General features: G+C 43.3%; 12 protein-coding genes, 1 pseudogene and 1 riboswitch. Of the genes and pseudogenes, 10 read left to right on the forward strand and 3 right to left on the reverse strand.

All coding sequences use genetic code 11. From position 1 onward, the window contains the following. Positions 1–118 precede the first annotated feature (118 nt). The 7 genes and pseudogenes from MBEAL2_RS14935 to MBEAL2_RS14970 form a co-directional block, all read left to right on the forward strand. Complete coding sequence (locus MBEAL2_RS14935) at positions 119–1,027, forward strand: DUF8832 domain-containing protein (protein ID WP_052947740.1); 909 nt, start codon at positions 119–121, stop codon at positions 1,025–1,027. 39 nt (positions 1,028–1,066) lie between these two features. After that, positions 1,067–2,236 carry a MalY/PatB family protein gene (locus MBEAL2_RS14940; RefSeq protein WP_047153083.1) on the forward strand — a complete coding sequence of 390 codons (1,170 nt, stop codon included), beginning with the start codon at positions 1,067–1,069 and terminating at the stop codon, positions 2,234–2,236. 148 nt (positions 2,237–2,384) lie between these two features. Next, positions 2,385–3,026, forward strand: coding sequence for a nitrite/sulfite reductase domain-containing protein (locus MBEAL2_RS14945; RefSeq protein ID WP_236692868.1), 642 nt, complete (start codon positions 2,385–2,387; stop codon positions 3,024–3,026). Positions 3,027–3,328: 302 nt separating this feature from the next. Continuing rightward, complete coding sequence (locus tag MBEAL2_RS14950; RefSeq protein ID WP_047153085.1) at positions 3,329–3,661, forward strand: hypothetical protein; 333 nt, start codon at positions 3,329–3,331, stop codon at positions 3,659–3,661. 81 nt (positions 3,662–3,742) lie between these two features. Continuing rightward, positions 3,743–5,119 carry a DJ-1/PfpI family protein gene (locus tag MBEAL2_RS14955; RefSeq protein WP_047153086.1) on the forward strand — a complete coding sequence of 459 codons (1,377 nt, stop codon included), beginning with the start codon at positions 3,743–3,745 and terminating at the stop codon, positions 5,117–5,119. Between the two features lie 239 nt (positions 5,120–5,358). Further along, a riboswitch (cyclic di-GMP riboswitch) is annotated at positions 5,359–5,445 on the forward strand. 94 nt (positions 5,446–5,539) lie between these two features. Beyond that, complete coding sequence (locus MBEAL2_RS33835) at positions 5,540–6,454, forward strand: methyl-accepting chemotaxis protein (protein ID WP_047153088.1); 915 nt, start codon at positions 5,540–5,542, stop codon at positions 6,452–6,454. Between the two features lie 118 nt (positions 6,455–6,572). Continuing rightward, positions 6,573–6,788: pseudogene (locus MBEAL2_RS14970) on the forward strand (manganese catalase family protein); the annotation flags it as partial. Between the two features lie 262 nt (positions 6,789–7,050). Here MBEAL2_RS14970 and MBEAL2_RS32940 read toward each other — a convergent pair. Genes MBEAL2_RS32940 through MBEAL2_RS14980 form a run of 3 tightly spaced genes read right to left on the reverse strand, consistent with a single transcriptional unit; the run spans position 7,051 to position 9,122 of the window. Continuing rightward, on the reverse strand, positions 7,051–7,239 hold the full coding sequence (locus tag MBEAL2_RS32940) for a hypothetical protein (RefSeq protein ID WP_236692883.1): 189 nt from the start codon (positions 7,237–7,239) through the stop codon (positions 7,051–7,053). After that, positions 7,235–8,584 (reverse strand): phytoene desaturase family protein, encoded by a 1,350-nt coding sequence (locus MBEAL2_RS14975; protein WP_236692869.1) that lies wholly within the window; start codon positions 8,582–8,584, stop codon positions 7,235–7,237. The genes MBEAL2_RS32940 and MBEAL2_RS14975 overlap by 5 nt, the downstream gene beginning before the upstream one ends. Further along, on the reverse strand, positions 8,571–9,122 hold the full coding sequence (locus MBEAL2_RS14980) for a PadR family transcriptional regulator (protein ID WP_047153090.1): 552 nt from the start codon (positions 9,120–9,122) through the stop codon (positions 8,571–8,573). Before MBEAL2_RS14980 ends, MBEAL2_RS14975 begins: the two co-directional genes overlap by 14 nt. 122 nt (positions 9,123–9,244) lie before the next feature. On the opposite strand from MBEAL2_RS14980, the gene MBEAL2_RS14985 reads away from it, so the two are divergent. The 3 genes from MBEAL2_RS14985 to MBEAL2_RS14995 all read left to right on the forward strand — a co-directional run bounded on the left by MBEAL2_RS14985 (position 9,245) and on the right by MBEAL2_RS14995 (position 12,103). Then, on the forward strand, positions 9,245–9,709 hold the full coding sequence (locus tag MBEAL2_RS14985) for a ribonuclease domain-containing protein (protein WP_047153091.1): 465 nt from the start codon (positions 9,245–9,247) through the stop codon (positions 9,707–9,709). Between the two features lie 15 nt (positions 9,710–9,724). Next, entirely contained in the window at positions 9,725–10,000 is a 276-nt protein-coding gene (locus MBEAL2_RS14990; protein WP_047153092.1) for a barstar family protein, read from the forward strand. A gap of 135 nt (positions 10,001–10,135) precedes the next feature. Next, on the forward strand, positions 10,136–12,103 hold the full coding sequence (locus tag MBEAL2_RS14995; protein WP_047153093.1) for a methyl-accepting chemotaxis protein: 1,968 nt from the start codon (positions 10,136–10,138) through the stop codon (positions 12,101–12,103). Positions 12,104–12,209 lie beyond the last annotated feature (106 nt).

Genomic DNA, 12,209 nt, shown 5'->3' on the forward strand with positions numbered 1-12,209 from the left:
CCGCTGTTGGGCTCCTGGCACCGTGGGTTGCCGGTGCGGCAATGGCTCTCAGTTCAGTATCGGTTGTTCTCAATGCGCTTCGTCTGCAAAAAGTAAAACTATAAGGGGGAATTAAGGTATGAAATATTATTTAACTGTCTCCATCGTTTTAATCGCCTTCGTTTTGTTTGCCTATAATTCAACGAGTCAATCAAAAGGTAGTGTTAGTCAGCATGAACAACCGCAGGCAATGGCTCATAATGGGCAGGAACAGACGCATAACGGAACGGAGCAAAACGGGCAGGGGCACACACATGAGGATAAGGGTCATAGTGGGCACTCAGCAACAGAGAAGAAGGATATTCCAGTACAAACAGAGTGGAAAGTGCCGGTTGATATTAAGCCGAACCAGGATACGAAACTGAATTTCTTCGTTAGAGACAAAGCAGGGAAGCCCATCGAGAATTTTGATGTGAATCATGAAAAGAAAATCCATCTGATCGTGCTAAGCAAAGATTTATCGTTCTTTAACCACATTCATCCTGAATATAAAGGAAAGGGAGAATTTGAGATTACGACGCAATTCCCAGATGGAGGAGATTATAAGCTGATTTCAGACTTTATTCCCACCGGTGGAAAACAGAAGGTGGAAATGGATTGGATTAACGTATCGGGCAGAACAGCTGCACCGAAATCATTGCAGCCCGAGTCCAATTTAACAAAAGTCGTGGATGGGAAAGAAGTGACCCTTACTTTTGACCAGTTAAAAACGGGCACGGAATTGACGATGAACTTTACCATTAAAGATGCAAACAGTAAAAAGGCAATGACAAACCTGCAACCTTATTTAGGAGCAATCGGTCATGTCGTAATTATGAGCGCAGATACAGAAAACTATCTGCATGTACATCCCATGGAGGGGCAGGGTTCAGGTCCGGATGCGAAATTTATGACCGAGTTTTCAAAGAGTGGTATTTATAAAATCTGGGGTCAATTCCAGCATGAAGGAAAGGTATTTACCATACCGTTTGTCGTAAAGGTGCCTTAATAAAATGAATGTCTTTAACTGTTTAGGGAGGGAAGGGACATGAAATATAATTTTGACCAAATCATTCATCGAACGAATACAGCATCAGAAAAATGGGATCAGAGTGAATTGTTATTCGGGGACAAAGACGTTTTGCCCATGTGGGTAGCCGACATGGACTTCATGGCACCCCCGGAAGTAGTGGCTGCACTTCAAAAAAGGGCAGAGCATGGCATTTATGCCTATACCATAAAGCCTTTGTCTTATTATGAAGCCATCATCGAGTGGATAAAACGAAGGCATGGATGGAACATTCAAAAGGAGTGGATGATTACAAGTCCGGGGGTAGTAACATCCCTTAGTATTTTAGTCTCTGCATTAACGGAACCTGGAGACAACGTATTAATTCAATCTCCAGTGTATCCTCCTTTCTACGATGTTGTAAGACGTAACAACAGAAATCTGGTTGTTCATGAACTTCAATTAAACGATGGTTATTACACAATGGATATGGATGCACTGGAAAAGCAAATTGAAGCAGGAGTCAAGATGCTCCTTTTATGCAGCCCTCATAATCCGGTCGGTAGGGTATGGAGGTTGGATGAATTAAAGCGATTAGGAGAAATCTGTATAAAACATCAGGTGCTTATTGTGTCCGATGAAATTCATTGTGATTTGGTGTACCGTGGAAATCAGCACATTCCATTGGCTTCAATCTCTGAAACCCTGTTGCAACAAACGATCACATGTATGGCTCCTAGCAAAACGTTTAACTTAGCAGGGCTTCAGAGCTCCATGGTCATTATTCCGAACGACCGCTTACGCAGACGGTATCATGACATGCTAACCACCTTATCCCTGGGAACGGAAAGTTACTTCGGAGTAACAGCTGTCGAAACAGCATATCGGTATGGAGAGCCATGGTTAGAGGACATGATAGATTATCTGCAGGAAAACTTGAATTTCGTTATGGACTATTTTAGAGAACGTCTGCCTCAAATCCAAGTCATTAAACCAGAAGGTACTTACCTGGTATGGCTGGATTGCCGTGGACTCGGGCTCAATTCTCGTGATCTTCACAAATTCATGTCCAAGGAAGCCAAAGTAGGGTTAAATCAAGGAGGAGCGTTCGGTACAAACGGTGAAGGTTTTTTACGATTAAATATTGCTTGCCCTCGCAGTCTTTTGCTGGAAGGGGTCAAAAGGCTAGATAGAGCCATTAATCACTGAATGGTGACTTGGTCTAAGTGAACAGAGTATAAAATACAGCAATCAAAAAAATTATCAGTTATTTTTAATCATTATGACAATTATTTCGACTAAGAGTACATCCTTTCAGTGATTGGTCTTAAGAAGATAAAAAGAAGGGATGAGGAGATTGAATACAACTACCTTTGCGGTGAGTCCAGAAATTAGAGTGGGAGGGTCGGTTTTTACTTCAGATGATTTGATGTCGATTGGGGAAATCGTTGGCAAAGAAGCAAAAATTGAATTAACTACGTTTCAGCAGCTGATTGTTGAGATGGAGGAAGAGAAGGCAGAAGAGGCAAAACAAAGGTTACTTCTACGGGGGCTATGCGTGTATGATACCGGTTCCGTTGTCAAGAATCTGTCCGTCTGTAGTTTTTGCAAGGGAGCGGAAGTAGAAGGCTTATCTGCCGCCAGAAATCTAAATGACACCATCGTTGGCATCCCAGTTCCCTTTACCATGAGAGTGGGGTATACCGGATGTCCTAATGCCTGTGGAGAACCCCTTGTAAAGGATATTGGTGTGGTAAAGCGCAAGGACGCTTTCGATATCTATATTGGAGGGATGTCAAAGACACTGGAAGCCAGTACAGGTCAGCTGTTGATAGAACAAGTGAGTGAACAAAACTTGCCTGAATTAGTCAAGAAGTTGATTCTTCTGTATCAACAACACGGGAAGAAAAGGGAAAAGTTCAATAAATTCCTTACCCGGTATGGAATAGAAAGTATTAAAAACGAGCTGGGAATCGCTCATGATTCTCTAACAAAGTAGCAATTTTTCGATTGTAAACTGAAGCAGCCGTTCCAACTTGGAAACGGCTTTTTCCCTTGCCTGTATTTCTTTTTTACAGCACTTATTAAGGGTTGGAGTCGTTTTTTTATTATCATGTGAAATTGTCCTATTCCCGTGCATTTAGTGATGTCGGATAAGTCGGTCTATGTAAACAAGCAGTGGATGATTACCGCCTCTAGGCATTTTTTTTTCTACGGTTCAGTTCATATTGAGTTCACAAAACTGGTTTATAGTGTCTCTAGGGCAAGTTAATTCGAAAATTTTTACAGGAGGAAAGAAGAATGAAAATCTGCTGCACAAAGATGAAAAAAGGTCAAAAGGTATCAACGTTTCTACCGATGATTCTTACTTTTTTAGCTACCCAACACTGGCTGCATGGACTCCTTTTTATCATGCTGGGAGGAACCGCTAGCGAGTTAATGAGCATGAGCACGGATGATATGTTACCATTCCAGCGAGTTATGATTGTACTTACTCTTGTGACCGTACTATGGTCGGTTTACCAATTATTTAAAGATGGATTTAAAAATAAAGGCATGATGGTGATGACATCCCTTTCATCGCTGGTTGGGGTAGGTTATGTCATTGTGACATTGGTTAATACCGGATGGTAAGTTTGAGTATTTTTTAAACATCTCATACCTTACAACGGTATAGTAATTGAAAGAATACATCGTATTGAGGAGGAAAATCAAATGAAGAGGTTATTCGTACGCTTGGTTGTTTATGTATTGATTTTCGTAGTGTTTGTGGGAGGGGTTGGGTTTCTTGGACTTATTCGCTCACAGAAAAATTTTTACGGCGCGGTTCGCCAAGAGCCCATTCCTTCTTTGCAAGGAGTGAAGAAACCCGAATATAATCCGAATAAACCTACGGTTGCCGTCATATTAGGGAACGAAACTACTGAGGGATCCGATTTTATGATTCCATACGAATTACTCTCTAGGACGGGGGCATTCAATGTGTATTCCGTTGCTTCAGACAATCAGGTGAGGTCATTAACCGGTGGTCTTGATGTAATACCCCACTACTCTTTTAAAGAAATGGATCAGTTATTAGGAAAAAGTCCTGACATTATCGCCATTCCTTTTATGACCATGCGTGACGAAAAGAAGTATGAACCTATTCTAAAGTGGATACAAAAACATTCCAAAACCACGTTATTAAGCATTTGTGGCGGCTCGGGAAACCTTGCAGCTACGGGTTTATTGAAAGGAAAGTCAGCAGCATCACATTGGCAATCGATGCCGGAGTTGAAAAGACTATATCCTGAGACGAACTGGATAAGGGATCAGCGGTATGTTCAGGACGGAAACGTGGTATCCTCGGCTGGTGTTTCATCAGGAATTGATGCCGTTCTCTATGTGATTTCGCAAAAAGTAGGCGAACCCCTGGCAGAAAAAATAGCAAAAGAAATGAACTATCCATCTTATCACTTCGTTAAAAATCCGAAGATGGACCCATTTGACTTCGATATGCGGACCTATATATTGAATAACGCCTTTCAATGGAACAAGACAAAGGCAGGTGTGCTGCTGTATAACGGTGTGGAGGAAATGGCGTTGGCTTCCGTCTTTGATATCTATTCAGACACTGGAACGGCAAAGGTTCTTTCCATTTCAAGTTCGGAACATCCTGTTGTGACGAAACACGGTCTAAACTTGATTTCAAGACACTTGATATCGAATGCCCCACAATTAGATAAAATGATGATTCCGGGAAGAGAAGCAAAATCGTTGGCTGCGGAGGAGATTAAAAAGTGGAACGAAGAGGGGAATACCAAGGAAGTTCAGTTCGTTCATAGCGATTCCCCAGATCGATTTATATTTGAAGTTCAACTTGAAGATTTGGCCAAGCAAGAGGACCTTCTCACCGCTAAACATGCGGTGAAACGACTCGAATTTCGTGCGAATGATATCCATCTTGAAGGCAAACCGTTTCCCCTTGAAACTTACGGCAATGTAGTTCTAACCGGTTTACTAGCATTACTGGTAGCTTTCTGTATTGACAGAAGATTTATCATGAAGAAAACGATTTTCAAATTAAAAGATACCTCACTGAAAATTTCTTAAGCTTAGTTGAACAAATAATAATACATTAAAAAGCCATCACTTAATGGTGGTGGCTTACGAGAAATGCAGTCACACAAGAACGTCAATATAACCTTAGAATAAAAGAGGATTTTGAATAACAATGAAAATAAATTTACGACCCTAAAGTTAACAAATATTTTACAATCAATACTATTGTTACAGGCCTTTATTTATTATAAAATGAAAAAAGTTCCAGTGTTTCATAAAATTAAACAGTACTTCGATAATAGCAAACCCATTGAAAAATGGGGACGCAAAGCCACGGGTCTAATGTTTTATTAAACAATGATAGCCGGGTTACCGAAAAGTCTCTGAGATAAATAAAGGAATAAGGGTGCAGTCAGGGCTAATCCGGTATAGGGTTAGCCCTTTTTATTTCAAAAAAGGGGCGATAGACTTATGAATAAAGTTTTTGGAAGTATAAAATCTAGCACTCAGGTGTTAGACCAGGATGCTGTATTAACGGCAATAGAAGGCTCACTTGCGATGATTGAATTTAATCCCCAAGGCAAAGTTCTCTGGGCAAACCATAACTTTGCTCAGACTATGGGATATGAGGTTACAGAGATAAGAAATATGTCACATAGGCAGTTTTGTACCCCCTCGTTTACTGAAAGCAAAGAGTATGATGAGTTTTGGCAGAATTTACGTAAAGGCAAAAGTTTTCAAGCAAAGATTCAACGTGTGGCTAAAAATGGAAGCTCACTTTGGCTAGAGGCTACCTATACACCTGTTCTAGATAGTAAAGGTAACGTGGAAGCCGTAATTAAAGTTGCTACTGATATTACGAATCGGGAGAAAAACATTAATGATGTGGCATCTGAATTGCAACACATGGCAGAAGAGCTCCGAGATCGCGCAGAGGTAGGCATCAGAAAGACTCAGGAGGTGGCTGCGGACACTGAAAGACTTGTTAACGAGTCTCAGCAAAACCTACAAGTGCTAGAAACATTGAAGGACCAGACCGACTCCATTCGTAATATTGTAAAAACCATCCGCAGTATCGCTTCACAGACCAACATATTAGCCTTGAATGCCGCGATTGAAGCGGCGCGAGCTGGTGAGCATGGACGAGGCTTTAGTGTGGTTGCGGATGAAGTTCGTAAGTTGGCCAGCCGGGTACAATTGGCTATACAAGATGTAGAATCTCATGTAGAGGAGATGGCGGATGAGGTAATAAAGATAAGACGTTCGCAAACAGGAATTCAAGAAAGCCAGGTTCTCATCCAACAAGCTATGGAGGAATTTAAGGGGATCGGTGTTGCTTCGCGGCAACTCAATACACAAGCTAAAGCCTTTAGGGATATGTTATAAATCGTTATTCTTACAATCGATTTCACCCCAAAGGCGAATGTTTCTCTGTACTGACTTCACGTTCCACACATAGCGTTATTAACCTTCCTGGTTTATTTAGTGCCTCCCCCAGCTTCATTGGAATGGTCGCTATGTGGATGCCAGTGGTAACTTGCTCGCAGATTTTCGCTCTAACCTCACCAAAGAATCCCATGGTCGTCTTCAGACGGTAAGGCTATTTGAGATGACAGATGACCGCGGGGTTAAGGATACGCTCGCCTTCTTAATCGCAAGGGATACGATGCATCAAAATCAATGGGCTGCTGCCATTGCAGAACTTGAAGCAAAAGAAGGATTCGTTCGTACGGTAAGGCGCCGGTTTTACCACCCGCTCCTCCTTATATTCACGATACTCCACCAGCTGCTCTTCAAAATAACATGCCAAGCATTCCTCCGCATTATTAAGGATAAGAATCGAAATAAAGACAAAATAAACGCCCTCCGGTAAGTTAGCGCCGGAGGGCTTTCGTTCTGGTACAGGAAAGTATATGTTGCTTTAAAGCCATAAAGTAAGAATTCTATCACGGAATGGCAAACATAGAGAACGGACCGATGGATTACGTTAGACTTGTAACCGGCTGCTTGTCAGGAGATCTCTTTAGTTTTTTGTGAATTCGCTGTGCTTCCATAAACCCTGAGGTAGCGGCTCCCTGGAATCCACCACCCGGCTGCGTCCAGGCACCTACGAGGGATAAATGAGAGAAAGGGGTTTTCTGGCTCGTTCTTTTCATTCCGGCCTGTTTAATCGTCTGCGAGAATCCGTATACCGCCCCTTGCGGATTTTTTTGTGTAGCGCTCCATTGTGCGAGGGGTACCGAGCTCGATAACTTCTACTTTCTCCTTAAGCCCCGGGTAATATGTTTCAAGGCGCTCAAGGAGAATTTCTGTAACTTCTTTTTTCTTTTGCTGGTAGGCTTCTTTGTTTTCCGGCCAGTTTTCAATACTGTCGATAAGGGTGATGGCAATCACGCCACGATTAGAACAGTTCAGTGTGGGGTCCATTTTACTGTAGTTGGTCAGACTGAAATTCCCCATATGATACCGTCCCTCTATGAGATTTTCGTAATCCATCTGATGGTTCTTTTCTTCAACAAACAGGATATCTTCATCGGTAATCCCCAATTCTTCCGGGTGGCAGGACAGGCCAATATAAAGCTGTGATAACGAAGGGCCGACTTCCTTTGCCGCAAGATTTTTCCGGTATGCTTCAGCCTGCGGGTGATTATTGACTAATTTCCCAAGGGTATGCGCGGGGCTGGCATTGGAAACGATCCAATCTCCGGTAAACTCCAGCCCTTTCTTTGTTCGAATGCCGTAAGCCTCTTTTTGCTTTACCAGGATTTCAGTTACTTCTTGCTTCAGATACACCTTGCCTCGGTTCTCTTCAATGACGGCAACAAGGGCATTCGATAAAGCCTGGGCTCCTCCCTGAATATAGTAAGTGCCCTCTACATGGTACCCGGTCCAGGGGATAAAAAAGTAGAGAGAGGAGAGCTTTTGAGGCGGCAGTCCGTAGTAGCCCCAGAGAGCCGTAAAGAAGTTCATGAATTCTTCGGATTGAACATACTGTTTAATCACTTGTTCGGTCGTTAAATTCGACCATTTCATAAGGGTACGGCATTTGCTGAGGAACAAAAGCCCCTTTTTCCAGCCAGGAACGGCTGGATTGCTCAGGAACTGAAGCCCGGCATGTAGTTCCCTGATCCCTTCGAACAGACGATCAACCCCTTCTTTCTCCGCGGGAAAGCGTTCGTGGAGGAAAAGGCGGTAAGCATTGACATCCTGTGGGATATCGATTTTCTCTCCTTCCCATAAAACAGAGTAGGGATGTTGTTTTGGAAGCGGGTGGATGCGGTTCATCACATCGCACGATTCCAGAATCTGATGGAAGCTTTGGCCCTTCCCCAGGCCTCCGACACCATGTAAGGCCACGTCAAACGTATATCCTTTGCGCTGAAAGTTGGTTACATAACCGCCCGGCAAATAATGATGATCGAATACCGCGACCTCATAACCCATGGCTGCCAGCCTGGCTCCACATGTTAGTCCGCCGATTCCTGCACCTATAATCAGCACATCATAATGGTTCATGCCCTTCATCCCTTTCTGATTGAAATAGGTTTAACTGCTCCAGCGCTTCGTTGATAATAGCTAACAGCACACGGTGCTGCTTTAACCCGACCTGGATACATATTTTCTGAGTAGGACTCATTTTGTCTTTAAACGCATCGTAATCTTCTTCCAGCCGTTGTAATGTTTCCTCGTTATATTCTTTTGATTTCATAAGCCACGCTACTATGGTATCGCGTTCAACATATTGACCAAAGAAAAGCCTCATCAGAAAGTCAGAACGTATGACATCTTTCTCAAGCGGGCTTTCTAAATAAAGCAGAAACCTTTGTTTTCCCTTTTCTGTGATATGGTATAGGTTTTTGTCGGGCTTTCCTTCCTGGGGGATGGCTTCCTTTGTTATATAGCCATCCTGTTCCATTTTCTTCAATGTTGGATAAATGGTGCCGTAACTGGCATCAAAAAAATAGGAAAATAGAGATTCGAAATTGCGTTTAATGTCATAGCCAGAGAGAGGCTCTCTCCTTAACATGCCGAGAATTACGTCTTTGCTGTTCATCTTATCACCTATATCGATTTGATATAACTACTTTAAATTCAATATATCGAATTGATATATAAAAGTCAATGAGCTTTTGTGGTGTGTGATATAATTAATAAAGAAGGAAGTGAAAACGTTAGATGGTGAAAATAAGGCATTTTGTCATTTTTTTGTTCTGTTTATTTGTATTATGCGGGTGTGCGGCTCCACAGCAGCCGGCCAAACATCCTCCGGATTCGAAAGGGATCGATTCAGCGCAGCAAAAACATAAAGCAGAGGAAGCTGCCGGCTTTGAAAGTGTAAAAAGGTACATACAGGAGCACGGAAAACTGCCCGATAATTTTATTACCAAAAACGAAGCGAAGAAGCTCGGGTGGGACAGCAGCAAAGGAAACCTTTCAGAAGTAGCTCCCGGCAAAAGCATCGGCGGAGATAGATTTTATGATCGGGAAAAACGCCTGCCTTATAAAAAGGGACGCACCTGGCGCGAGGCGGATATGAATTACCATTCCGGACGCAGAGGAAGCGACAGGCTGCTATTTTCAAACGACGGGTTGTTTTATAAGACAACGGACCATTATCAAACCTTTACCCAGGTAAAATAAAGAGGGAGTTGCTCCATGCAGAAAATTGTGCTTGAAGGGAAGGAAATTCACACGAAAGAAGATCTGCACGCAGTGTTAAAAATGAAGCTGCAGTTTCCTGATTATTATGGAGAGAATCTCGATGCTTTATGGGACTGTTTAAGTGAGCGCGCAGAGCCTCTCACCATCGAATGGCGGGATTATAAAGAAAGCGCAGTCCGATTGGGCGGCTATGCGCAGGATGTCAGGCAGTTGTTTGACGACTTGAAGAAGGAGTTAAACGGCACCTTTCAAGTAGAGATAAATCCTTAATAGGCTATCATTTATGATGTTTTGCTAGTAAAAATCTTTTTAATGAACTTTCAAACAAATCCTTTTATTATGACTTATTGACTACTATAATGTACCTTAGACATATATTCAACATAACTAGGGGGTACATAAGTAGTGAAATTTCAACAGGGATTTACGATCAAAAAGAGGTTAATTTTATTTTCCTGTCTTTTATTGCTGCTTCCAACATTGCTCATTGGCGGGACATCCTACTTTAGTTCGAAAGAGAAGACTTCGAACCAGATGGTAAGTGGAGCCAGCCAAAATGTAGAACTGCTCAATTCCATACTGGATCAGCTTATTCAGGACCAAATGAAAAGCATCGATTTTCTCTCGCAGCAGGTTAACGCTGTGGCAATAAAGGACAACAAAAACATAAGCGTGCAAACGATTTTGGATCAATACCAAAAGCTGCACCCCGAATTAGAAGATACGTATGTGGGGACCGAACAAGGGAAGTTTATGATTTCTCCTAACATGGAAATGCCGTCCGATTTCGACCCGCGGACACGCCCATGGTATCAGTCGGCCTTTCAAAAAGGGGAGGTAACCATTAGTGATCCGTATCTTTCAACTACAGGCAATGTGGTGGTTGCCATTAGTAAAAAGACAAAAGACGGAAACGGTGTTATCGCCATCGATCTCAGTCTGAAAAGCCTGGCTGATGCAGTGAAAAAGATTCATATCGGAAAGGAAGGCTACGCTTTTATTTCTGATAAAACAGGAAAAATCATTACTCATCCAACGCTAAAGGCCGGTGAGGATATTAGCAAGAATGATTGGGCTAAACAATTACTGGAGTCCGATAAAGGCCAATACTCTTATACGTCCGATAGCAGTGAAAAAACAATGTCCTATATGACAAACACAGCAACCGGCTGGAAAATTGCCGGGACGTTACATCAAGGAGAAATAAACAGGGAATCCAGATCCGTATTGACACTGACCGCGATCGTGGTCGGAATCTTTCTTCTCTTTGGCGCCGTCTATGTTTACTTCACGCTTCGTTCCATTACGGTTCCCCTTAAAAAGTTGTTAATTGGGGCCGAGAAGATTAGCAACGGGGACCTAACTGAAACGCTCCCTGTTCAATCCCATGACGAGATAGGGCAGCTTACCCAAACGTTCAATCAGATGACAGAATCCCTGCGTTCTGTCGTTGTAAATCTTGGGGCAATCTCGGATCATGTGGCGTCCGCTTCAGAAGAGCTGTCCGCAAGCACGGGTGAGAGTTCGAGGGCGACAAATCAGGTTGTTTTATCTATCCAGGAGGTTGCTTCCGGATCCGAACAGCAGGTGGAAAGCTCTGAAAATACGACCACTTTGATTGAGAAAATTGATCGGGATATTCAAGACATTGCCCAGTCTTCCAGCATGGTATCCGAATCCTCCAGGCTAACGACAGCGGAGGCGCAGCAAGGAAAAGAAGCGATTGAAAACGTCATGAATCAAATCGCCGCGATTCATCAGTCTGTGTCTCTCTCTTCACAAGTCGTGCAATCCCTTGGCGGGCGCTCAGATGAAATCGGGCAGATTGTTTCCGTCATTACTGACATTTCAAACCAGACCAATCTTCTTGCTTTAAATGCAGCCATTGAGGCCGCAAGAGCGGGAGAACATGGCCGGGGCTTCGCCGTCGTAGCGGACGAGGTGCGCAAACTTGCCGAGCAATCCAAATTATCTGCGGAGCAAATCTCAACCCTAATCCAGCAAATCCAGCAGGAGACAAAGGAAGCCGTAAGAGCGATGAGCGAGGGCACAAGCAATGTTTCCATCGGAATGAATGTAGCTCAAACAGCCGACGCTGCCTTCCATAAAATTCACGATGCAGTAGCGCAGGTAGCCACCCAAATCCAGGAGGTGTTTGCCACCTCACAGAAAATGGCTAAAGATTCGCAAGAAGTGGCGAATTCCGTAAGGGAGTTGTCCGGCATTGCCAAAAACTCCTCCGCTTTTACACAGGAGGTAGCTTCCGCCTCACAGCAGCAGCTTGCTTCCATGGAGGAGATTGCATCATCTGCCGAATCTCTTAGCGAGATGGCGCAGGAGATTCAGGATGCTTTAGCTAAGTTTAAGATTTAACAAAGGGTGGCAAATTAACGCGAGGTGCATCGCACGTAATCAAGGAGCTACTGCTAAATAGGGCAGGGCCCGCCTTTTTTCCATACGAACCTCCCCCACTTCCCGC

The sequence above is a fragment of the Aneurinibacillus tyrosinisolvens genome (assembly GCF_001015055.1).
Taxonomy (GTDB): Bacteria; Bacillota; Bacilli; order Aneurinibacillales; family Aneurinibacillaceae; genus Aneurinibacillus_A; species Aneurinibacillus_A tyrosinisolvens.

Bases quoted from the DNA above. Each gene is read 5' to 3' on its own strand.
- MBEAL2_RS14935 (WP_052947740.1), top strand. From the start codon at position 119: ATGAAATATTATTTAACTGTCTCCATCGTTTTAATCGCCTTCGTTTTG.
- MBEAL2_RS14950 (WP_047153085.1), top strand. From the start codon at position 3,329: ATGAAAATCTGCTGCACAAAGATGAAAAAAGGTCAAAAGGTATCAACG.
- MBEAL2_RS33835 (WP_047153088.1), top strand. From the start codon at position 5,540: ATGAATAAAGTTTTTGGAAGTATAAAATCTAGCACTCAGGTGTTAGAC.
- MBEAL2_RS14940 (WP_047153083.1), top strand. From the start codon at position 1,067: ATGAAATATAATTTTGACCAAATCATTCATCGAACGAATACAGCATCA.
- MBEAL2_RS14990 (WP_047153092.1), top strand. From the start codon at position 9,725: ATGCAGAAAATTGTGCTTGAAGGGAAGGAAATTCACACGAAAGAAGAT.
- MBEAL2_RS14985 (WP_047153091.1), top strand. From the start codon at position 9,245: ATGGTGAAAATAAGGCATTTTGTCATTTTTTTGTTCTGTTTATTTGTA.
- MBEAL2_RS14975 (WP_236692869.1), bottom strand. From the start codon at position 8,584: ATGAACCATTATGATGTGCTGATTATAGGTGCAGGAATCGGCGGACTA.
- MBEAL2_RS14955 (WP_047153086.1), top strand. From the start codon at position 3,743: ATGAAGAGGTTATTCGTACGCTTGGTTGTTTATGTATTGATTTTCGTA.
- MBEAL2_RS14980 (WP_047153090.1), bottom strand. From the start codon at position 9,122: ATGAACAGCAAAGACGTAATTCTCGGCATGTTAAGGAGAGAGCCTCTC.